This window comes from Clostridioides sp. GD02367 (assembly GCF_045900275.1).
In the GTDB taxonomy this organism is placed as follows: Bacteria; Bacillota; Clostridia; order Peptostreptococcales; family Peptostreptococcaceae; genus Clostridioides; species Clostridioides difficile_A.
On the sequence record NZ_JBJODK010000011.1, the window covers coordinates 46,915 to 72,676 of the forward strand.

General features: G+C 28.6%; 22 protein-coding genes and 1 other annotated feature. Of the genes, 20 read left to right on the top strand and 2 right to left on the bottom strand.

Annotated features, from left to right (window positions below; genetic code table 11):
- Positions 1-3 precede the first annotated feature (3 nt).
- Both Q3223_RS14240 and Q3223_RS14245 read right to left on the bottom strand, forming a co-directional pair.
- The gene (locus Q3223_RS14240) at positions 4-2,916 is read right to left on the bottom strand and encodes an EAL domain-containing protein (RefSeq protein WP_407812115.1); all 2,913 of its coding nucleotides are present in this window, start codon (positions 2,914-2,916) and stop codon (positions 4-6) included.
- 74 nt (positions 2,917-2,990) lie between these two features.
- On the bottom strand, positions 2,991-3,239 hold the full coding sequence (locus Q3223_RS14245; protein ID WP_079739679.1) for a hypothetical protein: 249 nt from the start codon (positions 3,237-3,239) through the stop codon (positions 2,991-2,993).
- 196 nt (positions 3,240-3,435) lie between these two features.
- On the opposite strand from Q3223_RS14245, the gene Q3223_RS14250 reads away from it, so the two are divergent.
- From Q3223_RS14250 to leuD, 20 genes are all read left to right on the top strand, one after another.
- Positions 3,436-4,350 carry a ComEC/Rec2 family competence protein gene (locus Q3223_RS14250; RefSeq protein ID WP_054269519.1) on the top strand — a complete coding sequence of 305 codons (915 nt, stop codon included), beginning with the start codon at positions 3,436-3,438 and terminating at the stop codon, positions 4,348-4,350.
- A 119-nt stretch (positions 4,351-4,469) separates the two neighbouring features.
- Positions 4,470-4,661, top strand: coding sequence for a hypothetical protein (locus tag Q3223_RS14255; protein WP_021383686.1), 192 nt, complete (start codon positions 4,470-4,472; stop codon positions 4,659-4,661).
- 221 nt (positions 4,662-4,882) lie between these two features.
- Positions 4,883-5,233, top strand: a complete 351-nt coding sequence (locus tag Q3223_RS14260; RefSeq protein WP_021383697.1) for a DUF6483 family protein — start codon at positions 4,883-4,885, stop codon at positions 5,231-5,233.
- A gap of 261 nt (positions 5,234-5,494) precedes the next feature.
- The gene (locus tag Q3223_RS14265) at positions 5,495-7,000 is read left to right on the top strand and encodes a DUF1846 domain-containing protein (RefSeq protein WP_054269520.1); all 1,506 of its coding nucleotides are present in this window, start codon (positions 5,495-5,497) and stop codon (positions 6,998-7,000) included.
- A gap of 388 nt (positions 7,001-7,388) precedes the next feature.
- On the top strand, positions 7,389-8,486 hold the full coding sequence (dinB, locus tag Q3223_RS14270; RefSeq protein WP_054269521.1) for a DNA polymerase IV: 1,098 nt from the start codon (positions 7,389-7,391) through the stop codon (positions 8,484-8,486).
- A gap of 261 nt (positions 8,487-8,747) precedes the next feature.
- Positions 8,748-9,884, top strand: a complete 1,137-nt coding sequence (locus Q3223_RS14275) for an ABC transporter ATP-binding protein (protein ID WP_054269522.1) — start codon at positions 8,748-8,750, stop codon at positions 9,882-9,884.
- Entirely contained in the window at positions 9,877-11,424 is a 1,548-nt protein-coding gene (locus Q3223_RS14280; protein ID WP_054269523.1) for a glycine betaine ABC transporter substrate-binding protein, read from the top strand. The genes Q3223_RS14275 and Q3223_RS14280 overlap by 8 nt, the downstream gene beginning before the upstream one ends.
- Before the next feature lie 252 nt (positions 11,425-11,676).
- Positions 11,677-12,543, top strand: coding sequence for a cation diffusion facilitator family transporter (locus Q3223_RS14285; RefSeq protein ID WP_054269524.1), 867 nt, complete (start codon positions 11,677-11,679; stop codon positions 12,541-12,543).
- 140 nt (positions 12,544-12,683) lie between these two features.
- Complete coding sequence (locus tag Q3223_RS14290) at positions 12,684-13,826, top strand: aldo/keto reductase (RefSeq protein ID WP_074178278.1); 1,143 nt, start codon at positions 12,684-12,686, stop codon at positions 13,824-13,826.
- A gap of 304 nt (positions 13,827-14,130) precedes the next feature.
- A complete protein-coding gene (locus tag Q3223_RS14295) occupies positions 14,131-15,351 on the top strand; it encodes a DUF6080 domain-containing protein (protein ID WP_223153215.1) in 1,221 nt (406 codons plus the stop codon).
- 28 nt (positions 15,352-15,379) lie between these two features.
- Complete coding sequence (locus Q3223_RS14300) at positions 15,380-16,267, top strand: decaprenyl-phosphate phosphoribosyltransferase (protein ID WP_243194111.1); 888 nt, start codon at positions 15,380-15,382, stop codon at positions 16,265-16,267.
- 21 nt (positions 16,268-16,288) lie between these two features.
- Positions 16,289-16,918: an HAD family hydrolase gene (locus tag Q3223_RS14305; protein ID WP_407812116.1), complete on the top strand. Its 630-nt coding sequence runs from the start codon at positions 16,289-16,291 to the stop codon at positions 16,916-16,918.
- A gap of 31 nt (positions 16,919-16,949) precedes the next feature.
- Positions 16,950-17,387, top strand: a complete 438-nt coding sequence (locus tag Q3223_RS14310) for a small multi-drug export protein (RefSeq protein ID WP_074178277.1) — start codon at positions 16,950-16,952, stop codon at positions 17,385-17,387.
- Positions 17,388-17,598: 211 nt separating this feature from the next.
- On the top strand, positions 17,599-18,966 hold the full coding sequence (locus Q3223_RS14315; protein WP_054269529.1) for an MATE family efflux transporter: 1,368 nt from the start codon (positions 17,599-17,601) through the stop codon (positions 18,964-18,966).
- Between the two features lie 210 nt (positions 18,967-19,176).
- On the top strand, positions 19,177-20,442 hold the full coding sequence (locus Q3223_RS14320) for a 30S ribosomal protein S1 (protein ID WP_054269530.1): 1,266 nt from the start codon (positions 19,177-19,179) through the stop codon (positions 20,440-20,442).
- Between the two features lie 117 nt (positions 20,443-20,559).
- Positions 20,560-21,279, top strand: a complete 720-nt coding sequence (locus Q3223_RS14325) for a phosphatase (protein WP_054269531.1) — start codon at positions 20,560-20,562, stop codon at positions 21,277-21,279.
- 20 nt (positions 21,280-21,299) lie between these two features.
- Positions 21,300-21,746 (top strand): hypothetical protein, encoded by a 447-nt coding sequence (locus Q3223_RS14330; RefSeq protein ID WP_407812117.1) that lies wholly within the window; start codon positions 21,300-21,302, stop codon positions 21,744-21,746.
- A gap of 157 nt (positions 21,747-21,903) precedes the next feature.
- Positions 21,904-22,151 (top strand) — a binding site (T-box leader).
- A gap of 127 nt (positions 22,152-22,278) precedes the next feature.
- Positions 22,279-24,021 (top strand): 2-isopropylmalate synthase, encoded by a 1,743-nt coding sequence (leuA, locus tag Q3223_RS14335; protein WP_407812118.1) that lies wholly within the window; start codon positions 22,279-22,281, stop codon positions 24,019-24,021.
- A complete protein-coding gene (gene leuC / locus Q3223_RS14340; RefSeq protein WP_407812119.1) occupies positions 23,978-25,255 on the top strand; it encodes a 3-isopropylmalate dehydratase large subunit in 1,278 nt (425 codons plus the stop codon). The genes leuA and leuC overlap by 44 nt, the downstream gene beginning before the upstream one ends.
- Before the next feature lie 14 nt (positions 25,256-25,269).
- Entirely contained in the window at positions 25,270-25,761 is a 492-nt protein-coding gene (gene leuD, locus Q3223_RS14345; RefSeq protein ID WP_054269535.1) for a 3-isopropylmalate dehydratase small subunit, read from the top strand.
- The last annotated feature ends 1 nt before the right edge of the window (position 25,762 follow it).

The following is a 25,762-nucleotide window of genomic DNA, read 5'->3' on the forward strand; positions in this document are numbered from 1 at the left end:
ACCTTAAACATTTGATTTAATTTCCAGTACAGGATTTTTTAATAATTGCTCAAAATCATCCTGTGGCATTGGCTTTGCATAAAAATATCCTTGTGCTAAATAACATCCAATTTCTTTTAGTATCCTCACTTGTTCTATACTTTCTACCCCTTCACATATAACTTTCATATTTAATTCTTTTGCTATATTTACCACTCCACACACAACAGCTTGTTCACGACTACCATGCATTCCTGTTTGTATAAATGTACGGTCTAACTTAATTATATCAATAGAAAATTGTTGTAATAAACCAAGAGATGAATATCCAGAACCAAAATCATCTATAGAAATAGGAAATCCTGATTCTTTTAGTTGATTAAAATGACTCAAAATCTGATTAAGATTTTCAATAAAAATGCTTTCTGTGACTTCTATTTCAAGGTATTTATGAGGTATTTTATATGAATCTGCTATTTCTATCAATCTTTCTGAGAAGCCTTCATTGTTAAAATGAATTCTGGAAAAATTACAAGATACTGGACTAATATTTAATCCTAAATCCATCCATCTCTTTAACATTTTGCAAACTTCCTCATAGATATAAAAGTCAATTTCTACCACAAATCCGTTTTTTTCAAAATAAGGAATGAATTCTCCAGGACTTATTATACCTTTATCTGGATAATTCCATCTTACTAGTGCTTCACTTCCTACCAATCTATTTGTATTCATGTCTACCTTTGGTTGAAAGTATGGAATAAACTCTCCATGTTCTAATGCTATTTGCATCCTATCTGTTAAGTTTCTTTGGTGTAATCCTTCCTCTCTCATAGCCATATCATAAAGCACAATACAACTTCTGTGTGTTATTTCTGTATTTCTTCTCGCATAATTTGCTAGGTCAAGCATGAGAGATATATCATGTTTTTCAACTTCATTTACTATGTATACGCCAAATACAAGAATAAGTTGGTAAGTTTTTCTCATTTTTTCTATCCAATCATTTAGTTGAGTGTCAATCTTAAAGAGACGTTCCTTTAAGCAATCCCAACTATTGTATTTTAATAACATAACAAATTGGTCTGCAGAAACGCGAGCACAAGATTCTTCAGAAGAGACAGTGTTTTGTAAAACTTTAGCTAATGCACAAAGTATTTCATCTCCTTCTGAAAATCCTAAAGTGTCATTAATCATTCGGAATTGTTTTATATCTAAATAAACAATCACATATAAACCACCTTCTGCATTTCTTAAACTCTTAATGGCTTCTTTAGAAAATTTATTTAAATTCCAAATTCCTGTAAGACTATCTCGGTATAACAAACTCTCGATACGCTTGTTATTTTTTGACTTTAATAAAAGCAGAAAACTCAAAAGTATAATAATAATAGCTGATATTATAATAATTCCTCCAATAATTGCCATCGGATGCTGATGAATAATATCTTGCCAAGTTATATCATATTGATTTATTGTATTTTTTAAAATTATTCTGTCCATTTCTTCTGTTGACATGTATTGAATACATTTATCTAGTATAGAAAACAACCTTGAATCTGCAGAATCAGAAATACCAATACTTATTTCTTCTGCATAGTTTGTCAAAGTTGAAACAGAAAATTTTTCATAACGAGGATTGGATAATAGATAATCTGCAATATAAGTATTTACATAAACAGCATCAACTTTATTCTTTAGTACAGCATCAAAACATTCTTTTGGAGAATTATAATATTCTATGGTTCTATCCAGTTTCCCATCTTTAGTAATATTTTCTCCAATCAAAGAACCATTTACAGCTGCCACTTTTTTAATTTCATTTTCATTTTCATTTTCTCCACTAACTAAAACTACTGGAGCATGCAAATAATACTGTGTTGTTCTTATATTGTTTTTTTGGTTATTGATATAATCGTTTTCCATACCACAAACTACAGATATACTAGAATCTTTTGATAATTGAAGTGCTTCATTATAATTCTTTGCAGAAACAAATCTAAATTTCAAACCAGTGTTATTTGTAATTACCTTGAATAAATCAGCAACCACACCAGAAAACTCCCCTGTTTTGGAATCACTATATTCTAGTGGAATCTTTGTAGCATCATAAACAGCTGAAATTTCACCAGATTGTTGTATATATTCTTGCTCATCTTTTGTAAATACTGGCTTCTGAGCAGTACTTATAGAAAAATACTTATTGTATAATTTTGTTTCATAACTAGAATTCCTAAGTGTCAATGTATTCAAAGCAGAATTTAGTTGAGATAATAAATTTGGCTTATGGTTTGAAACCACAGTGTAAAGTGGTTCTGGAGAAAATTGTGCTACACTTTTAAATGTACTAGTCCGACCAAGATGTGTTATAGCAACACCATCTAAGTTTCCATTTTCTAAATCTCTTAACAAATCATTTGTTTCTTTATAAGATACAATTTGAACTTTAAAATCATTTGTTTTACAATATTTTTTAAAGTTTTCAGCATCTTTACTATTACTAATAACACCTACTTTCATATCTTGAAAAGAATCAAAATCCTCATAATCATAACGAGTATCGTCCACTCTTACATTTAAAGTTGTATAAATATTACACATTGGCAGTGTTGGAAAAAGCATTTCTTTTGTACGCTCTTTTGTATAATAGACACTAGGAAGAACATCTATCTCACCTGATTTTAACATTTCAAAAGCATTTTCCCAACTTTTACAATCTACTATTTCATATTTCCAGTTAGTGTATTTATTAATTTCCTGCAAATATTCAAAATTAAACCCTATATACTCACCATTTTCATTTCGACTCATATAATCACCATCATCATAATATCCGACTTTAACTGGAACCTTATCTGAAGCAGAGTCAAGTTCTATTGGAAAAGAAAGAAAAATCATACAAACAATCAGAATCAGTTGAAAGGTTTTTAACTTCAAAATTTTGTCCCCCTCCCTCTTAATAGCTATATTATATCATTTTCAATAGAAAAATAGAATATACTGCCAACTGTTTAACTTTCAGAATATTTCTCGAATTTCAAAAGTTGTATAGGGGTTACTTTATTTCCTCTAATTCGAGAATAAGTCTTATATAATTTTTCTAACTTCATCTCCTCAATAATTTGACTTAATAACCTTACAGAATCATCTTTTGGAATCATATAATCCATATTTAGTGGTAATTTAAATTGATGATTATCACAATAAGTAGCATAATTAATTTGTATAGTATTTTGTTTTTTAATACAAGTATTATACAAGAATCCCAAGCTCTTTTGAACTTGGGATTTACTTTTTTGTATAAAAAAGGGCGTAGCGCTATTTTCTAGCGTGACAACCCCGTTTTTTTAATGCCACAAATATGCCTAGAATTTGCCCCGTTTATATGTGTATTTTACTAAGTCAGGATTGTTATACTATAAATATGTAATAAATAAAATTTATAGGAGATTTTGGATGAAGAGAATAATATTAAGAGACATCATGTTTTTTGTTACTACATTGTCTGTAATTGCAATATTATTGATTGTGGTAAATATAACTACTAATGGTAAGATAAAATCAACAAGTGAATCTTATTTAAAGAGTGAAAAAAATAGTGTAAGTCAAAATAATATTCAAGGCAACACAAAAAATACTGCATTTAAGACTACTATACTAAGCACTGGAAAATCAGACTGTATATTAATTGAGATAGGCGATAAAGTTGTAATGATTGATACAGGAGAAGATAAAAATGGAGAACAAATAGTTGATAAATTAAAGGAAAAAGGAGTAAATACACTTGATTATTTGATTTTAACTCATTTAGATAAGGACCATATAGGTGGAGTCGATAGTGTGCTATCTAGTGTCAAAGTAAAGAATCTGATACAAGCAAATTATGAGAAAGACAGTAAACAGTATGATGAGTATACAGATTCACTTAAACAAGCTGGTGTAGAACCAGTAGTACTGAAGGAAAAGATGAATCTTGAAATCAATAATGCAAAAATAAGCATACAACCAGCTTCAAAAAGTGATTATGAAAGTTCAAATGATTATTCAATAATGACTAGTATAAATTATGGAGAACACAGGTTTTTGTTTGCAGGAGATGCAGAGGAAAAAAGGTTGGCAGAGTTTATAAGTGAAAATACCTTAAAATATGATTTTGTTAAAATTCCTCATCATGGAAGGTATGACAAATTAACTGAAGCATTTTTAGAGTCTATTACCCCAGAATATGCTGTTATTACTTGTTCAGATAAAAAAGCTCCTGATGAAGATGTATTAAAAATATTAGAAAAACTGAATGTAAAAACATTTTTGACTTCTGCTGGAGATGTAGTCATCAATAGTGATAGCAAGACATTGAGTGTTAGACAATAATTTTTTTTAGAAAATCTTTGAAAAAATTTAAAAAAATCATTAGCAAATATTACCCCTTAAACATAGTATATTTTAGGAGCTGAAACTCCACATACAAAATAACTAGGAGGTAACATATTATGTTGGATAGATTTTTTGGTGAAGGCGGATTTGGCGGATGTGCTTGGTGGATAATAATATTATTCTTCTTATTCTTAGCATTCCAAGATTGTTGGGCTGAGATGGACTTATGTGCATGGATACCTTTCTTAATAGTATTATTAATACTTTGTGAATGCGGTGACGTTTTTGATGGAGGATGTGGATGCTAAAAAAATCAATTTAGATGATTTAACAAAGCGTACGGTGGGTATAAGTAAAATACCAAACCAATCACAATCTAGTGTTTGAAGGTAGTCGGAAATCCCCCGCTACCTTCTTTTTTTATGTTTAAAATCTATTTTTGAATTATTTCATTTACATATAATAATTTTTAATATAAAGTCTGTTATAATTAAAAAGAAAATAAACTTTATTTATAGGAGATGTAAAAATGGCTATAGTAGATAAGATTTTCAATGAGATAAAACTTATGGTTGCAAGACTTTTATTGGGAAAGAAATACAGTGAATATGAAGAAAAAGATTTAGTGTATAATACAGAAGAAGAAGTTATACTTATTACCTTGAAACGACTAGTTTTTCAAGGAAAAGTGAATGAAGCAGAAGAGATTTTATTCGATAAAGCTAACACTGTGAATACTGAAAATATGCAGTATATAGCAATAGAATTTTACACTATGCTTATGGAAAAAACTGATGAGGAATTAGAGGCTATGAATTTCTCTAAACAAGAAGTATATCAAGGAATAGAAGATATTAGAAAAGTATTGAACTTGGAGTAAAAGATATATGAGAATATTGAAATAAATTAGTGATAAGGTGAGAATATTATATTTAGATATATAAAATATAATATTCTTATTTTATTAGTTATATGAGTATATCTAATTTACTATAAAACTATCTTGAAAAAAATTAATCTTAATTGTATAATATTACTTTGAGTGAAAAAGTATTAACATTTTTTTATAAGATGTTTTACTAAAAAAATATATATAAATATACTGTTATCAATAAGAAATTTAATTTAGTGAGGTGTTAAGATGAAAATAGGATTTGACCACAAAAAATATTTAGAAGAGCAGTCTAAATATATCTTAGAAAGAGTAAATAATTTTGACAAGCTTTATTTAGAGTTTGGAGGAAAATTAATGGGAGACCTTCATGCAAAAAGAGTACTTCCAGGATTTGATGAAAATGCAAAAATAAAAGTATTACAACATATGAAAGAAAAAGTAGAAGTTGTAATTTGTGTATATGCAGGAGATATAGAAAGAAATAAAATAAGAGGAGACTTTGGTATCACTTATGATATGGAAGTTTTAAGATTAATAGATGATTTAAGAGGTTATGAGTTAGATGTAAATAGTGTAGTAATTACTAGATTTGAAGGACAACCTGCTACAACTGTATTCATAAATAAATTAGAACGTAGAGGAATTAAAGTATATAAGCATTATCCAACAAAAGGATATCCATCAGATGTTGAGACTATAGTTAGTGATGAGGGGTATGGAGCAAATGAGTATATAGAAACTACAAAACCAATAGTAGTAGTGACAGCGCCAGGTCCTAATAGTGGGAAACTTGGTACTTGTTTAAGTCAGTTATACCATGAAAATAAAAGAGGAAATGTAGTTGGATATTCTAAGTTCGAGACATTCCCAGTTTGGAATGTACCTGTGAAGCATCCTTTAAATATAGCTTATGAAGCAGCTACGGTTGATTTAAAAGATGTAAATATGATAGACTCATTCCATCTTGAAACTTATGGTGAAATGTCAGTAAACTACAATAGAGATTTAGAATTATTCCCAGTGCTTAAGAAAATAATAGAAAAAATAACTGGAAAAGAATCAATTTACCAATCTCCAACTGATATGGGTGTTAATAGAGTTGGATTTGGAATAATAGATGATGAAGTAATAAGAAAAGCCTCGATAGAAGAAATAATAAGAAGATACTTTAAAACTGCCTGTGAATATAAAAAAGGACAAGTTGATAAAGGTGCTTATGATAGAATGAAAATGATTATGGAAGAACTTAACCTAAAACCAGAAGATAGAAAAGTTGTCTTACCTGCTAGAAATTACAGTAATAAATTAAAAGAAAATGCTGATAAGAATGATACTTGCCCTGTAGTAGCGCTAGAGTTAGAGGATGGAACAATATTAACTGGTAAGGGTTCTGACTTAATGAATGGAACAGCAGCAGCTGTATTAAATGCAATTAAACACTTAGCTAATATATCTGATGATATGCATTTAATATCACCTGTAATATTAGAACCTATTATAAATCTAAAAACAAAAACTTTAGCTAGTAGAAATGTTTCTCTTAGTTGCCAAGAGGTTTTAACTGCACTTAGCATTTGTGCTGTAACTAATCCAACTGCACAATTTGCTATGGAAAAATTGGCATTATTAAAAGGATGTCAAGCTCATTCTACTACTATACTAAATAGAGACGATGAACAAACATTTAGAAAACTTGGCATAGATGTAACTTGTGACCCAGAGTATCCATCACAAAATCTTTACTATAGTTAAAATTATATAAAAAAATATGGGCTGTTTTAAAGTAATAGTTTGAGCAGTCCATTACAATTATAATAAAATCAGTAGGCTGCCTTGTATAAGGCAGTCTTTTGTTTTTAAAACATCCCATTTAAATTAATATATATACTGTTATCCATAAGGAATTTTAAATTTAGTTCCTTGGAATACCTATTGTAAAGCTTTTATATAGTTTTTGCAAGTGTTTTTAAGGATTTTTTATAAATTATATTAAATTAGTTGATTATAGGATGTTTTATATATGGAAAATATCAATATGTAAAGAGAATTAAAAAAAAGAGCATAAAGAAACATAAGTTTGGTATAATTAAAAGGTAATCTAAATAAACTCAATCTGTTTGTATTTTAAAAGGTGATAAGGATGGAACTTCATAGAAAAATAATTCACATAGACATGGATGCTTTTTATGCATCTATAGAACAAAGGGATAATAAAAAATTAAAAGGAAGACCTGTTATTGTTGGAGGAAATCCACAAAGTAGAGGTGTAGTTGCAACTTGTTCTTATGAAGCTAGAAAATTTGGTATACATTCAGCTATGCCATCAGCTGTAGCTTATAATAGGTGCCCATATGCAGTTTTTGTAAGACCTAGATTTGATGTGTACAAGGGTGTATCAAATCAAATAAGAGATATATTTTATAGATATACTGATTTAGTTGAGCCATTGTCTTTAGATGAAGCTTACTTAGATGTAACAAAAAATAAAAAAAATATTGACTCATCAATTGAGATAGCAAAGCAAATAAAAAGAGATATATTTCGAGAAGTTGGTCTTACTTCTTCAGCTGGTGTGTCATACAACAAGTTTCTAGCCAAAATTGCGTCGGATTTAAAAAAACCTAATGGTCTGACTGTAATAAATGAAAAAAATGCCCAAGAGTTTTTAGATAAATTACCTGTAAATAAATTTTTTGGTGTTGGAAAAGTTACTTCAAATACCCTTAAAAATTTAGGTATAAAAACAGGATACGATTTAAGGTGTTTAAATTTATTTGAACTTGAAAATATATTTAAGAAAAAAGGTTATGAATTGTATAAATTCGCAAGAGGAATAGATGATAGACCTGTAGAGCCAAATAGAGTTAGAAAATCTGTTGGGGCAGAGACTACATTAAGTCATAACCTGGATATTGATGAAGAAGAAACACGCAACATTCTTGATGAACTTTGTGAAGAGGTATGTCATAGATTAAAAAATTCTGAGAAATTTGGAAAGACACTTACATTAAAAATTAAATATGAAGATTTCACAAAGATAACTAGAAGTCTTAGTTTAGACCATTATATTGATGAATATAGTGATATAAGAAGTGGCATAGACAATTTATTAAGAAATGTCGAGATGAATAGAAAACAAATAAGGCTATTGGGAGTTACAATATCGAATTTAAGTGATAAAAAAGAAACCTACAAAGATATTACTTTATTTGAGTATATGGATAGTATCCAACTATAGTTTTTTAAAAAATGAAATAACACTAGTTTTGATGTTATATAATTAAGACTAGTGTTATTTTGTGAATATTTTTATTACTTTATTTTTCAACATTATGTATTGTATAACTATATATAAATACTTTATATTTGTAGGAATTTTCAGTCAGAAACTGACCTAAAAGGTCTACTTTGTTTACATAAAGAGAATAATATGATATAATTATAAAAACAACTTATAATATTGCTGGAGGTTGCTTGTCGATGAAGGGGATGATAGATTATGATAGAAATAAGAAATGTAACCAAAAAGATAGGAAATAATGTTATATTAGATGATATTTCTCTAGTTGTAGAAACAGGTACATTGGTGGTTTTAATTGGTTCAAGTGGTTGTGGGAAGACTACAACATTGAAGCTTATAAACAAATTAATAAAACCTACATCTGGTGAAATATATATTAATGGCAAACCAATTTCTCAAGAAAATGAAATAGAGCTTAGAAGAAAAATAGGATATGTTATACAGAACACAGGCCTATTTCCTCACCTTACAATAAAAGAAAATATAGAGTTAATTCCACGCCTAAAAAAGGAAAAGTCCATTGAAGAAATTGAGCAAAGAACATTACAACTACTAGAGATGGTAGGTCTTGATAGTGATGAGTTTTTAAATAAGTATCCTTCAGAACTTAGTGGTGGTCAACAACAAAGAATTGGTGTTGCAAGAGCCATCGCAACTGATGCTGAGATAATATTAATGGATGAGCCTTTTAGTGCTTTAGACCCAATAACAAGAACATCTTTACAAGAGCAATTATTTTCTCTTCAAGATGAATTGAAAAAAACTATAATATTTGTAACTCATGATATGGATGAGGCTTTAAAGATAGCTGATAAAATTTGTATTATGAAGGATGGGAGAATAGCACAATATGATACTCCAGAAAATATACTTAGAAAACCTGCAAATGATTTTGTAAAAGATTTTATTGGAGAAGATAGAGTTTGGGATAATCCAGAGTATATAAAAGCAAGGGATATTATGATAAAAAATCCTATTGCTGTAACTTCAACGAGAACTGTAACTCAAGGGATAGAAATTATGAGAACAAGTAAGGTTGACAGTTTACTAATTATAGACAGAGCTAAAACATTAAAAGGGATTGTTACAGTAAAGGATATGAAAGATATTAATGACAAATCAATATTACTTGCTGATATTATGTCAAAAGAGCCTTTACATGTGAATGAAGGAGATAATTTAGTTGAGATATTGAATGTAATGAACCGTAATTCGGTTGGATATATTCCAGTTGTTTCTGATGAAAATAAACTTGTGGGGCTAATTACTAGAAGTAGTTTACTTTCCGTTTTAAGTGAACAATTCCTAGAAATGGAGGTGAGTGTCCTTGGATAATTTTTTTAACTTTATACTATTACAAAAGGATAAGATTATAGAGCTTTTAATACAACATATGAGTTTAACTGTTACATCTATTTTGATAGCTATAATAGTTGGAGTTCCTCTTGGAATAATTATTTCAAGAATCTCATCTCTTAGAAAAATAATACTTGGATTTGTAAACTTAGTCCAAGCAGTTCCGTCTATGGCACTTTTGGGTCTTCTTGTACCCATACTTGGGATAGGAAGTAAACCAGCCATATTTATGGTAGTAGTCTACTCATTACTACCAATTGTAAAAAATACGTATATAGGTATAACCAGTATTGACCCAGTCGTATTAGAATCAGCTAAAGGTATTGGTCTTACAAGAAATCAGACATTATTTAAAATACAATTTCCTTTAGCACTACCTATAATAATGGGTGGGGTTAGAATTTCTGCTGTTACAGCTGTTGGTTTGATGACTCTTGCTGCGTTTATAGGTGCAGGTGGTCTAGGATATTTAGTATTTTCAGGTGTTCAAACTGTAAACAATAATATGATTTTAGCAGGAGCAATTCCATCATGTATAATTGCACTACTAGTTGATTATTTATTTAGTAAAATTGAAGTTGCAGTTACTCCAAAAGGATTAAATCCAAAAGCACCAAAGAAAAATTATATAGCACTTAAAGTAATATCTGTTGTAGTTGTTGTTTCAATGTTGTTTGTTGTTTTTAGTTCAAGTTTTTCAGGTAAGAAAGATACAATAACTATTGGTTCTAAAGATTATACAGAACAACTTATACTTGGTAATGTTTATGCTGAATTAATAGAAAAAAATACAAATCTTAATGTTAAGAAAAATTTAAATCTAGGTGGTTCATCTGTTGCATTTAATGCAATTAAATCTGGTGAACTAGATATGTATGTGGATTATACAGGTACACTTTTGGTAAATGTAATGAAACATACTCCAATTAAAGATGCTGATGAAGCATATAAGGTTGTAAAAGATACTATGGAAAAAGAAAATCAGTTAACTTTACTTGACCCTCTTGGATTTAATAATACTTATACATTAGCCATGATGCCTGAGACTGCCGAAAAGTATGGAATAAATACTATTTCTGATTTGACTAAATATGGTAAAGACTTTACTTTCTCGCCAACTTTAGAGTTTGAAAATAGAGAAGATGGTCTTATAGGAATCGCTAGAGATTACGGATTAAAGTTTAAAGATGTAAAAGCAATGAATGGAAGTTTAAGATATACAGCTTTAGCTAATAATGAATCTCAAGTTATAGACGCATTCTTAACTGATGGTCTTATTAAAAAGTTCAATCTTAAGATACTAGAAGATGACAAAAACTTCTTTGTACCATATTATGCAGCTCCATTAGTAAGAGAAGATACTTTAAAGAAATATCCTGAGTTAGAAAAAGTTATGAATATGCTTTCAGGTAAAATCAATGAAGAGACTATGAGAGAACTTAACTATCAAGTTGATGAGCTTGGTAAATCACCAGAGGACGTTGCTCATTCATTCTTAGTTAAAGAAGGTTTAGTATAAAAAATTAATAGTTCCTATCAAAGACTTAAGTTATAGATAATATTTTATATATTGTCTATAACTTATTTTTATGTATATCAAAACAATGACTGAATTTTTTATTTAGAATTAAGTTTCAAATTGAATGAACAAGTACAACCAATTTTGAATATAAATATAATAAATGTGATTATATATAATTTTATTGTCTAGTTAATTAATATTGATACATAGTCTTTTTTCGATTAAATCGAAGGGAGGAGGTAGATTATTATGGATAATTATAAGAAAGTAAAGCAAGTATTATGGATAATTTTATTTGCTAATTTTGCAGTAGCATTATTAAAAATCATTATTGGTAATCAAATCAAGAGTTATAGTATGACAGCTGATGGATTCCATTCTCTGTCAGATGGAGCATCAAATATAGTAGGACTGATAGGCATTTTCTTTGCGTCTAAACCAAAAGATAAAAATCATCCTTATGGACATAAAAAATTTGAAATTATAACTAGCTTATTTATTAGTGGAATGTTGTTTGTTATAGCAATTAAGATAATTCTTAGTGCAGTGTCAAGAATATCCAATCCAATTACACCTTCTATAACTATAGAAAGTCTAATTGCTTTAGTAATTACACTTTTTATAAATATTTTTGTATGTATGTATGAATATAGGATTGGAACTAAACTGAATAGCTATGTCTTGATTTCAGATTCACTGCATACAAGAAGTGATATTTTTGTATCTCTAGGAGTATTAGTTACTCTAATTGGTGTAAAATTAGGATTCCCAGTAATAATAGAATCTATAGTACCTATTATAATCTCTGCATTTATAATTTACTCAGCTTATGGAATATTTAAGCCATCTATTGGAATTTTAGTAGATAGGGTAGCTGTAGAGGAGGATTATATAAGAGAAATTGTGTTTGAATTTAATGAAGTAAGAGATGTCCACAATATCAGAAGTAGGGGAAGTAAAAGTTCTATTTATATTGATATGCATGTGATGGTAGACCCCTTTATAAGTATAGAGCAATCTCATGATTTAACACATAAAATTGAAAAACAAATCCAAGAAGAGATTAATGAAAATGCTCAAGTAATAGTTCATATTGAACCTTTTTATAGCTTTTAATTTGGTTATAAAATGTCAATCGTAAAATTTTATAATTTATAAAAAAAATATTATACCATAAATAATTTATAAAAAATATTTATGGTATAATATTTTTTGTAAAGAGAAGAAGTCTTAATATATCTAAGGAGGAGTTTATAATGAGATACGTTGAATATGGGAAAACAGGGAAAATGGTTTCAGTAGTTGGTTATGGTGGATTAAGGTTTGATTTAGAGAAAAGCAATCAAGAAAATGCCGATTTAGTTAAATATGCATATGAAAAAGGTATTAATTACTTTGATACAGCACCAGGGTACTGTGATGATAGAAGTGAAGATATATTTGGACTAGCTTTTAGACAAATGATGGCGGAAGGTAAAACTGATTTTTATGTATCAACTAAAGAAAAACCAAAAGTTTGTGATACATCAGAAAAAGCTATAGCAGCTGTAAAAAAATCAATAGAGAGATTAGGCGTATCTAAAATAAATTTTTATCATGTATGGAATATTAGAAAGATGGAGCATTACGAACTAGCTATGAGACCTGGAGGTCAATATGAAGGATTATTAAAATGTAAAGAAGAAGGATTGATTGACCATATAGTATTCTCATCACATCAGCCAGGAGACGAAGTTATAGAGATTCTTGATGAAAATAAGTTTGAAGGTGTAACTATGGGAATCAATATATTAAACTTTCCATATAGATTAAAAGGAGCTAAATATGCTGTTGATAATGGATATGGTGTTGTAGCTATGAATCCATTAAGTGGTGGAACTATTCCAAAATACAATAAAGAGCTTTCTTTTTTAGCAAAAGAGGATGAAAGCACTATAGAAGCCGCCTTAAGGTTTAATATAGGAATTCCACAAATAAGCGTATCTTTGATAGGATTTAATAAAAAGCAAGATATAGATGATGCATGTAAGATTGCAGATGAAAATAGAATTTATTCAGATGAAGATATACATGACATTGAAACAAGATTAAATCAAAATATGAATGAAATATGTACAGGATGTGGGTACTGTAAGGTATGTCCAAAAGGTATTAATACTCCAGCTTATATGCTTTTTTATAATGAAAAGCAGATGTTTAAAAAGAGTGATGAAGAGATGACAAAATTAGTTTATGGATTAGGACATTGGAATTATACAATGAATAGTGATGCAAAAGCTGAAGAATGTATATCTTGTGGAAAATGTGAAATTGAATGTACTCAGCATTTACCTATAATCGATAGATTAAAAGAGATTAAAAAATGGGAAGAAGATGGAGTTAATAATGTTACAGTGTAATTAATTTATATTATGCTAGAAATTCATTATTTAGGAATACTTTAGAATATGGTTTTAGTATCTAAGGAGACAAGCTATAATATTGTCTCCTTAAATTATGTTTTTGTACTTTACTAATAAATACTATATATATAGTATCTATTTAAATATAGCATTAATAAAGTGAATATTGTGGTTGTAAATAAAGACTTATTCAATTAAAATAAAACAAGTAAGGATATTATAAAGGCGACTATTAAAATTAAGGGAATAAATTATAGGTAGTAACAAATCCTATATAATGAATGGATGGTGATATATATTGATGAGTAAAATATTAAAATACAAAAATGAGATGTTGTTGTTTATATTAGTTGTAATAACCTATCTAATAATAACTAAGATATTTTTTTCAAAAACCACTATATTTTATGATTTGAACAATACTTATGATGTGTTATTAGATACAGATACTGGCGTTTTATTCAATTTAAATGTATTTGCTATAAATCAAGATAATAGCAAACACATATTATTTTCAGCAATTATATCAATTTTTGCATATCCAATATACTTATTTTGTACATCAATAGCAAATCCAGGAACAGCCGATTTTAATAGCGCTTATGGATTTGGATTGATTTGTCTACAAATAATAACTAGCGCGATGTCTATAACTTTAGTTTTTAATCATATTAAAAAGATAAAAATGCAGAGGTTAACTTTAATTTTACTTACTATGATAATGATATTTTCTTTCCCACAACTATTTATGACTTTGAATGTAGAGAGATTTATATATAGTCAGTTTTCGTTAATATTTTTTATACTTATTGCAAATAAGATGAAAGGAAAAAATTCTTATTTGGTTGAATTAGCTGCTATCCCTTTGTTTGGAATAACTATTAGCAATATATATTTGTATTTTTTTAATATTATATTTGAATTTAAGCTAAAATTAGGAAAAATGTTAAAACATTTAGCTACATTTATCTTAATAGCATATATTTGTGTAGTTTCAACGAAATCTTATGAGAGTTTTATGAACCTTGGCAATGTAATACAGTATGACACGAAATTTATAAGAAGTGGGCCAATTTTAGAAAAAATTGCAATGATTATAGAAAGATTGTTGTATTCAGTTTTTTATTTTCCTGGAGCAGAGCTTAAAAAAGGTCTGTTTTTGCAAAATGGAGAAGTTGCGACAATACCAGTTATTCTTACATTATTAGCATTTTGTTTTTGTGTTTTGTCAGTTATTGAAAACTCAGAAAAAAGAGTTCCTAAACTATGTATGGGAATAATTATATTCAACTTAGTTTTACATGGAATAATAGGATATAATCTAGTTAATTCAAGTATAATGGCTATAAATTTTAGTTTTGCAGTTATAGTCTTATTGGCTTATTTCACTAAAGCACTTAGAAAAAATGAAAAAAATATGTACAATATATTTCTATCATTGTTACTGGTTACTATAATAATTAGTAATGTAAATGGATTTATAGAAATTTTAAATATAGGGATAAAGTCATATCCTGTTTAAAAAATAATATTGAAAGGGTAGTAAGTTTATGAAACAGACAAATACAAATGTAAAGCTTCTTACTAAAATTTCAGATTATATAAAACTAATGAGAATAAAGCAATATATAAAGAATTTCTTTGTATTTTCGGCTATAATTTTTTCAAATAACATACTAAATACAAATTTACTATTAAAGACATTTATTGCATTTGTATGTTTTTGTCTTATATCATCATCAGTATATGCATTGAATGATGCTATAGATATGGATAAAGATAAAAAACATCCTAAAAAACGTAATAGACCAGTTGCAAGTGGGAGAATAAGTAAAAAAAATGCTAATATACTATTTGTAATATTAGCTTTGATTTCAATTAGTTTATCAATAGTTGTTAATTTCAGATTGACTATAATTCTTGTTCTTTATTTGATAAATAATATATTATATTCTCTTAAATTAAAGAATATAATATTATTAGATGTGTTTTCAATATCTCTTGGATTTATATTTAGGGTTTATGCAGGGTGTGTAGCCATAGATGTAAACTTATCAAATTGGATAATATTATGTACCTTTTTCTTATCTTTGTACTTAGCTTTTGGAAAACGTAAAAAAGAAATAGAGACTTTAAGAGATGATGCAATTGAACATAGAAAGATACTAGAAGATTATGACATAGAAAATCTAAATCAAATGATGGTAGTTATGTTAAGTTCTACAATTGTGTGTTATGCTTTGTATTCTACAAGTAATCCAGAAAAACCACGTATGATATTTACAACAATATTTGTAGTTTATGGTGTACTTAGATATAATTATATAATTAACACTACAAATGAAGGAAATCCTACCGAGATTGTATTAAAAGACTGGGCTTTAAAAATAAACGTAATATTGTGGATAATTGCATGTTTAATAATATTAATTTTTTAGTGAGAGGATGAGGAAATACTTATGAAGAAAAGTGTATTATTACTCGATGTAGATTATACTGTTATAAATACTGATAGCATGTTAGATTTTTTTATTTATTCTTTAAAAAATAAAACATTTAAAACTATTATAAAGTTGCCATATATTGTTTTTACTCTAGCTATGTACTTACTTAGAATAGTACCTTTGAAAAGAGCAAAAGAGGCAATCTTTCATCCAATAGTAGATTTTAGTGAAGAAGATTTAAATTTTTTTTTTGATGACTGTATTATGAAAAAAATTAACGAGTCTATGAAAAAAATTATTTACAAAAACAAAAAAGAACATAATATTATAATTATGATAACAGCATCTCCATATGCGTATATGAAATACTTTAAAGATTATGGTTTTGCAGATGAGGTCATAGGCACTGAGTTGTTTTATGAAAATTCAAGATATAAAAACCAATTTGTGGGGGAAAACTGTAAGGGAATTGAAAAAATACATAGAATAAAGGCTGTATTAGATAAGCTTGGGATAGAGATTGATTATGAAAATTCATATGCATATTCGGACTCTAAGAGTGATTTACCTATGCTTTCATTAGCTAAAAATGCTTTTTTGGTTAGTAAAAAGAATGGTGAGGTTATAGAACGAATAAATTCATAACTTAATGTCACTTAGAATAGGAGGGAATAGTTTGGGATATTTACACATATTAATTTTATCTATGGTTCCTGTAACAGAATTAAGAGGAGCCATTCCTATAGGTATTGCAATGGGTTTAAATCCTATGTGGGTTTATGTATTTAGTGTAATTGGTTCTACTTTGGTATCGATTCCCTTGATATTAACATTTAGGCATGTATTGCAATTTTTAAGAGGGAAAAAATTATTTAAAGGGATTGCAGATACAATTGATAGAAAAATAAATTCAAGAATGAAAAAATTAAAAAGTGTTTCAATGATAGGTATAATACTATTTGTAGGGATACCACTTCCAACTACAGGAACATGGACCGCATCTGCTATAGCTTCTATACTAAAAATGAGAATAAAAGATGCCTTTGTAGGAGTATTTATTGGTAATTTATTATCAGGAGTTATAGTTTCAGCACTTTCTCTACATATAATATAAAACTATCCAAGCAATATGTTTGGATAGTTTTTTTGTGAGTATCATTTAAATTCATTTTGCTCTAAAATGTTTACTATGGCTAAAGAAATATAGTATAGTATTATTTGTGAGGAAAGTACTAAAAATTTTCCTACTAATAAAATAAATTTTTTATATAGAATAAAATTTCAATCACAATAAATTTTAATTAATAGACTAAGGAGGTTTTAAGGTGGAAAATTCAAGCACTAATTTAGGAAATGAAAGTGTAGGAAAATTGTTATTTAAACTTGCTACGCCCGCTATTATTGCACAAATCGTAAATGTTTTATACAACATAGTGGATAGGATTTTCATTGGAAGAATGGAAAGTGGAGAAGTTGCTATGGCAGGTGTCGGAGTAGCATTTCCGATAATAATTATAATAACTTCATGTAGTTATTTAATTGGTATGGGAGGAGGACCATTAGCTGCTATAAAAATGGGTGAACAAGATAATGATGGTGCAGAGAAAATAATGAGTAATAGTTTTTCTGTATTAGTGATTTTAGCAATACTTTTAACTATAGGTTTTCAGATTGGAAAAGAGCCTTTGCTTTGGATGTTTGGGGCAAGTGAATCTACTATTGGATATTCAATGGATTATTTAAAAATTTATTTAATAGGTACAGTATTTGTTCAAATCTCACTGGGAATGAACACTTTTATAAATACCCAAGGATTTGCTACAACTGGTATGATTACAGTTGCTATAGGTGCTTTGATAAACATAATACTTGACCCAATTTTTATATTTGGTCTTAATATGGGTGTAAAAGGAGCTGCATTAGCCACTATAATTGCACAAGGTGTTTCCGCTATTTGGGTATTGGTGTTTCTATTTGGAAAGAAAAGTATACTTAAGATAAAAAAGAAGTATATGATACCTAAAGTAAGTATTATATTACCAGTCTTGGGGTTAGGAATATCTCCATTCATAATGCAATCTACAGAAAGTCTAGTACTTATAGCATTAAATAGTAAATTGCAGATGTATGGAGGAGATTTAGCAGTAGGTTCAATGGCTATAATGAGTAGTATAATGCAAATTCTTATGCTTCCTAATATGGGCTTTACACAAGGAGCACAACCAATAATAAGTTACAATTATGGTTCAGGACAACTTGATAGAGTCAAAAAGACATTTAAATTGTGCCTATTGTCATGTTTTACATATTCTACTATTTTGTGGATTCTACTTATGATGTTCCCTGCATTTTTTGTTGGTATATTTAATAAGAATCCGCAGTTACTTAGCATGACTAGTTGGAGTATAAAAATATATTTTGCAGGTTCTTTTATGTTTGGAATTCAACTAGCTTGTCAACAAACATTTTTAGCACTTGGAAAAGCAAAAATATCTTTGATTTTAGCTCTTCTTAGAAAAGTTGTACTTTTGATACCTTTAATATTTATACTTCCAACATTTTTTAATGAAAAACTTTTTGCAGTACTTTTAGCAGAGCCAATTGCAGATATAACAGCAGCTACTATAACAGCAATCTGTTTCTTTATATTTTATAAAAGCTCTCTATCAAAATCTAAAACGACAGAAGAATAATATATATAATATAAAATTTCCATGAAAATATTTTAATAGATAAAAATTAGAATTTGTATTTTAATTTAATAAGATATTTTCTATAATGTATAAAGATATAAAGTTGAATTAATTTTTAAAATTACAATAAGAAAAATGTAAGTATTTGCAATATTAATGGTATAATATTTACAGATATGATAATTAATAAAAGGAAAGGATGTTTATATAATGGAAAATGATTTAACAATGCAAGAATTACTTGACCAGCAAGAACAAGTATTCAGCAAAGTGAAAGTTGGAGAATTAATAACTGGAAAAATAATTGCAGTGAGAAATGATGAAGTACAATTAGGATTAGACTACGGGTTTGATGGGATAATACCTATAAGTGAATTAAACATAGAAAAAAATCAATATATAGAAGACTTATACCATATAGGTGATGAAGTAAGTGCTGTAATAACAAAAGTATCTCAAAAAGATGGGACAATAACTTTATCTAAATTACAACTTGATAAAAGAAATGATTTTGCAGAATTACAAAAAGCTTATGATGAACATAGAATAATAACTGTAAATGTTGAAAAAAATATAGACAAAGGTGTATTTGCTAATTACAATACATATACATTTTTTATACCAATCTCTCAACTTGATACAAAGTTTATTACAGATACATCTAAATTTGTTGGTCTTAATTTAGAAGTTTATATAAGAGACTTTGATATTAGAAAGAATAGACTTGTAGCATCTCATAGAGATGTATTACAAGAACGTATAAATAAAGAGAAAGAAGAAAGAAGAGCTCAAATTAAAGCAGAAAAAGAAGCTGAAAGAGCTAGAATCAAACAAGAAAGAGAAGAAGAAAAAGCTCGTATTAAAGTAGCAAAAGAAGAATTATTTAATTCTCTTGAAGTTGGACAAAAAAGAGATGGTAAAGTAACGAAGATAATGTCTTATGGAGCATTTGTGGATATTGGTGGAATTGAAGGATTAGCACATATAAATAATTTAGCTTGGGCAAGGGTTGAAAATGTTGAAGATGTTGTTTCAGAAGGTCAAGAAGTAGAAGTTTATGTGTTAGATGTAAATAAAGATACTAAAAAAATTGCATTAGCATTAAAAGACATAAATAATGACCCATGGGATTTAATAGCAAAAGAAGTGAAAATTGATGATGTTGTTAATGCTAAAGTTCTTAGAATAATAGAAAAGGGAGCTTTTGTTCAAATTAAAGAAGGTGTAGATGCTTATTTACCGATATCTGAATTGAGCGATACTAGAGTTGCTAAAGTTACTAATATTGTTAATATTGGAGATGAAGTTAAAGTTAAAATTCTTGACTTTAAACCAAAGACTAAAAGAATGTTAGTTTCAGTAAAAGAAGCGACTAGAGAGCCAGAAGAAGATATAACAGAATACCTAGAAGTAGAGGAATCTTTAGGAAGTATTGGAGAATTATTTAAAGATAAATTTAAAGATTTAGAAGTATAAAATAATTTAAAATGGGGCTGTTTTAAAACATTACTCTGTCTATTATGACAGCTTTAGTTTTGAAATAGCCCTTTAGCTATCTACAAAAAATTATATAAAATATCAGGAGGAAACTTAATGAAAAAGTCTATTATAGATGTACATTGTCATACCTTAATAAGTGGACATGCACATAGTACTTTTAAAGAAAATGTCGAAGAAGCAGTTCATAAAAATATAAAATATCTAGGAATATCAGACCATGGACCTAATATGCCAGGAGGGCCACATCCATTTTATTTTTATAATTTACATCTACTTCCACGAAAAGTACAAGATGTAAGAGTCCTTAGAGGAATAGAAGGAAATATAATGGATTATGATGGAAATTTAGATGTTCAGGAAGATATGTTACAGCATCTAGACTATGTAATTGCAAGTCTTCATAGACCTTGTATAATTTCAGGAACAAAAGAAGAAAATACAAATGCTATTTTGAATGTAATGGATAAACCTAAAGTAAAAATAATTGGTCATCCAGATGATAGTAGATATCCTTTAGATTATGAATCTATAGTAAAGAAAGCTAAAGAAAAAAATATTCTTTTGGAAATAAATAATTCCTCATTAAGTTCAAACTCTCATAGAACTGGAACTTGGGAAAATGCAAGTCACATGCTAATGTTATGTAAAACACATGGGGTAAGAGTGATTCTTGGTACAGACTCTCATATATGTTATTCTATAGGCGAATTTGAAAATGCAGAGAAAGTTTTAAAATCAGTAGATTTCCCAGATGAATTGGTCATAAATTATCATGAAGACGAAATTATAGAGTTTTTTGATATAAATTTTTAGAATCGTGGGAGTGAAAAAATTTGAGTAAAAATAAGTTTATCTATATGAATTATTATGACAATGGTTATTTTAAAAAAGGAATGGTTATATATATGCTTTTAGCACTTGTAATTTTAGCTACAATTTTTATATATTCAACTAAAATCTTATATCTTTTATGTATAGTAACAGCAGTTTTTCTTTTTAAACAAGGACGTGATTTTTTTAATAAATATGAGGGAAAAGTGTATCTTACTCTTGATAATCATTCAATATTAATAAATAATCAATGTATATTCAGTATAAAATCCAAAAAAAATCAAAAGTTTAACTATAAAATAATAGAAAAAATAGAAGTGGTAAAAAAAGTATTAAATATATACACAGACGATTTTAATTATAAAATAAGATTGAGTGCACTGAGCTTTGAAGATGAAAAAAAATTATTAAATATTATAGACGAAAAGTTGAAAAAATTTAAGGGATAACACTATACTGTTTTCAATAGTTAGCATGGTTTATAAAATTACTTGTTAAAAATAAAAAATAAAAAAATATAGATATTTATTTTTTTTGTGTTGACAATATATTTTAATGTGTATATAATAACTATTAAATCAAAATATTTAGAAAATTTAAATGATTAAAAAAGCGATGAATAGAAGCAGTAAGAACAATGAAACTTTCAGAGAGCTAAAGTATGGTGTGATTTAGTAGTTGATAGTTCTGAACTTGTCTAGGAGCTGTTTCCTAAGATTTATGTCTTAGGATAATCGGAGTAATTCCACGTTATAGGAAATATAGTCATTATAATTATTTATGTTGGCTATTACTAAGAGAGCTTTTTAGAAAGCTAAATAGAGTGGTACCGCGAGCAAAACCTCGTCTCTAATTTTACTAGAGATGGGGTTATTTTTATTCTAATGATAAAATTAATATTTATTCTTATGAATTAAATGGGGTAGGATTGCGTCGATATAAGGTATACTGGATACAAAAAACATAAAAGGGGGAAATAACATGAAATATGGAAAGTATAAAAAGTATGGAAAAATGCAAATAGAAAATCGTAAATGGCCAGACAAAGAGATATTTAAGGCTCCAATTTGGTGTAGTGTTGATTTAAGGGATGGAAATCAATCACTACCAACACCTATGAGTGTAGATGAAAAAGTCAGAATGTTCAAAATGCTTTTAGATACAGGATTTAAGGAAATAGAAGTGGGATTTCCATCAGCATCAAATACAGAGTACACATTCTTAAGAAAATTAATAGATGAGAATATGATTCCAGATGATGTAACTATACAAGTTCTTACACAATCCAGAGCTCATCTTATAGAAAAAACATTTGAATCAATAAGAGGGTGTAAGAAAGCAATTATACATTTATATAATTCTACATCAATTCTTCAAAGAGAAGTAGTCTTTAATATGAGTAAGCAAGAAATAATAGATATAGCAGTTGAAGGGGCAAAATTGTTCAATGAAGAGATAAAAAAATATCCAGAGACAGAGTTTACTTTTGAATATTCACCAGAAAGTTTTACAGGAACAGAAATGGATTATGCACTTGAAATATGTGAGGCAGTGATAGATGTCTGGAAGCCAACTCCACAAAAGAAAGTGATAATAAATCTTCCATCAACAGTGGAAATGGCAACACCAAATGTATATGCAGACCAAATAGAATGGTTTTGTGAAAATGTAAGTTGTAGAGATTCTATCATATTAAGTTTGCATACTCATAATGATAGAGGGACTTGTACAGCAGCAAGTGAACTTGGATTATTAGCTGGGGCAGATAGACTTGAGGGTACCTTATTTGGAAATGGTGAAAGAACTGGGAATATGGATATAGTGAATGTCGGACTTAATCTTTATACACAAGGAATAGACCCAGAGTTAGATTTTAGCAATATTGATAAGATAAGAGAAATATATGAGGGATGTACAAAACTTGTAGTCCATGATAGACATCCATATGCAGGGAATCTTGTACATTGTGCTTTTTCTGGTTCTCATCAAGATGCTATTAGAAAAGGCATGATAGCAATGAAAAACAGAGCTAATGATTACTGGGAAGTTCCATATTTACCAATAGACCCTCATGATATAGGAAGAGAATACAAAGAGATTATTAGAATAAATAGCCAATCCGGAAAAGGAGGAGCTGTTTATATAATGGAAACAGATTATGGATTTATGATACCTAAGAATATGCATTCTGATTTTGGAAATGTAGTAAAAATGGAATCTGATAGAATAGGGGAAGAACTTAGCAGTGAAGCAATATTTAACTTATTTAAGAAGGAATATATTGATGTTGAGAGCCCTTATAAAGTTAAAAAATATAAAATAAAATCAATGGATGAACTAAACTATGAAAATGATGATTCTAATGATACTAATATGATTGAGATGACCGCAAGAGTAACTTACATGGGAAATGAACAAAGAATTGTTGGTATAGGAAATGGACCTGTAGATTCGTTTAATAATGCATTAAAAGAATGTGGCATGAAAGATTACAAATTCAGGTACTATTGGGAGCATGCATTAGAAGAAGGCTCACATTCAAGAGGTGTCGCTTATGTAGGGATAGAACACAATGATAAAGTCTATTTTGGTGTAAGTATATCAGAAAATATAAATACAGCAGCTATTAATGCACTTATGAACGCGATAAATAAAAGTTATATTGAGGAGGAAGTAAAAGATGGGGATGACTATGACACAGAAAATCTTAGCAAAACATGCTAATTTAAATGAGGTTAAGAAAGGGCAGCTAATTGAAGCAGATTTAGATATAGTTTTAGGAAATGATATAACATCACCAGTAGCCATTAGAGAGTTCGAAAAATTAGGTATTGAAGATGTTTATGATAAGACTAAAGTAGTAATGGTCTTAGACCACTTTGCACCTAACAAAGATATAAAAAGTGCAGAGCAATGTAAGTTTACAAGAAGTTTTGCGAAGTCAAAAGGCGTTATAAATTTCTTTGATGTAGGAGAGATGGGAATAGAACATGTTCTTCTTCCTGAAAAAGGGATAGTAACAGCTGGAGATGTAATTATAGGTGCAGATTCTCATACTTGCACATATGGAGCCTTAGGAGCATTTTCCACTGGAGTAGGCTCAACTGACATGGGAGCAGGCATGGCCACAGGAAAATGTTGGTTTAAGGTACCTGGAGCAATAAAATTTATATTGAAGAATAAACCAAATAAATGGATAAGTGGTAAAGATGTAATACTTCATATAATAGGTAAGATAGGCGTTGATGGTGCACTTTATAAGTCAATGGAGTTTTGCGGAGATGGAGTAAAGTATTTATCTATGGATGATAGATTTACTATTTGTAATATGGCAATAGAAGCAGGTGCTAAAAATGGAATTTTTTCAGTAGATGATAAAACTATGGAATATATAAATTCACATAAGTGTACAACAATAACGAAAGATGTAAATGTATATGAAGCAGATGAAGATGCTGTTTATGATGAAGTATATGAAATTGATTTAGCTGAATTAAGAGAGACAGTAGCTTTTCCTCATCTTCCTGAAAACACTAAAACAGTAGATGAGATTGATAAAGATATAAAGATAGACCAAGTTGTAATCGGTTCTTGTACAAATGGAAGAATATCAGACCTTGAAGTAGCAGCTGAAATCATGAAAGGTAAAAAAGTAGCAGATGGAGTCAGAGTAATGATATTCCCTGGAACTCAACAAGTATATCTTGAAGCTATAGAAAGGGGTTATATCACTACATTTATAGATGCAGGAGCAGCAGTTTCCACTCCAACTTGTGGACCTTGTTTAGGAGGTCACATGGGAATACTTGCATCAGGAGAAAAATCAATTTCAACAACAAATAGGAACTTTGTAGGAAGAATGGGGCATGTTGATTCAGAAGTATATCTTTCAAGCCCAGCTGTAGCAGCAGCATCAGCTATAACTGGTAAAATATCAAAACCATCAGAGATAATTTAAAGGGGGTAAAATTTATGATTGCTAATGGAAGTGTTTTTAAATTCGGAGATAATATAGATACAGATGTAATAATACCAGCTAGATATTTAAATATAGCTGATTATAAAGAATTAGCTATGCATTGTATGGAGGATATTGATGATAAATTTGTTTCTAAGGTAAAAAAAGGAGACATTATAGTTGCCACTAAAAACTTTGGTTGTGGTTCATCAAGAGAACATGCTCCAATTGTAATAAAAGAAAGTGGAGTATCCTGTGTAATTGCTTCTACTTTTGCTAGAATATTCTTTAGAAACTCTATAAATATAGGGCTTCCTATACTTGAATGTGAAGAGGCTGCTAACAATATAGAAGAAGGAGATAATATAGAAGTAGATTTTTCTACAGGTGTCATAAAAAATATAACAAAAGGAAAAGAGTATAAGGCAGAACCATTTCCTGAGTTTATGCAAAATATTATACTAAATGAAGGCTTAATCAATTCAATAAAAGTAAACAGGGGGTAGT

Excerpts from the sequence above, each read along its gene's own strand:
- Q3223_RS14250 (WP_054269519.1), top strand. The coding sequence starts at position 3,436 with ATGAAGAGAATAATATTAAGAGACATCATGTTTTTTGTTACTACATTG.
- Q3223_RS14255 (WP_021383686.1), top strand. The coding sequence starts at position 4,470 with ATGTTGGATAGATTTTTTGGTGAAGGCGGATTTGGCGGATGTGCTTGG.
- Q3223_RS14260 (WP_021383697.1), top strand. The coding sequence starts at position 4,883 with ATGGCTATAGTAGATAAGATTTTCAATGAGATAAAACTTATGGTTGCA.
- Q3223_RS14265 (WP_054269520.1), top strand. The coding sequence starts at position 5,495 with ATGAAAATAGGATTTGACCACAAAAAATATTTAGAAGAGCAGTCTAAA.
- dinB (WP_054269521.1), top strand. The coding sequence starts at position 7,389 with ATGGAACTTCATAGAAAAATAATTCACATAGACATGGATGCTTTTTAT.
- Q3223_RS14275 (WP_054269522.1), top strand. The coding sequence starts at position 8,748 with ATGATAGAAATAAGAAATGTAACCAAAAAGATAGGAAATAATGTTATA.
- Q3223_RS14285 (WP_054269524.1), top strand. The coding sequence starts at position 11,677 with ATGGATAATTATAAGAAAGTAAAGCAAGTATTATGGATAATTTTATTT.
- Q3223_RS14290 (WP_074178278.1), top strand. The coding sequence starts at position 12,684 with ATGAGATACGTTGAATATGGGAAAACAGGGAAAATGGTTTCAGTAGTT.
- Q3223_RS14295 (WP_223153215.1), top strand. The coding sequence starts at position 14,131 with ATGAGTAAAATATTAAAATACAAAAATGAGATGTTGTTGTTTATATTA.
- Q3223_RS14300 (WP_243194111.1), top strand. The coding sequence starts at position 15,380 with ATGAAACAGACAAATACAAATGTAAAGCTTCTTACTAAAATTTCAGAT.
- Q3223_RS14305 (WP_407812116.1), top strand. The coding sequence starts at position 16,289 with ATGAAGAAAAGTGTATTATTACTCGATGTAGATTATACTGTTATAAAT.
- Q3223_RS14320 (WP_054269530.1), top strand. The coding sequence starts at position 19,177 with ATGGAAAATGATTTAACAATGCAAGAATTACTTGACCAGCAAGAACAA.
- Q3223_RS14325 (WP_054269531.1), top strand. The coding sequence starts at position 20,560 with ATGAAAAAGTCTATTATAGATGTACATTGTCATACCTTAATAAGTGGA.
- leuA (WP_407812118.1), top strand. The coding sequence starts at position 22,279 with ATGAAATATGGAAAGTATAAAAAGTATGGAAAAATGCAAATAGAAAAT.
- leuC (WP_407812119.1), top strand. The coding sequence starts at position 23,978 with ATGGGGATGACTATGACACAGAAAATCTTAGCAAAACATGCTAATTTA.
- leuD (WP_054269535.1), top strand. The coding sequence starts at position 25,270 with ATGATTGCTAATGGAAGTGTTTTTAAATTCGGAGATAATATAGATACA.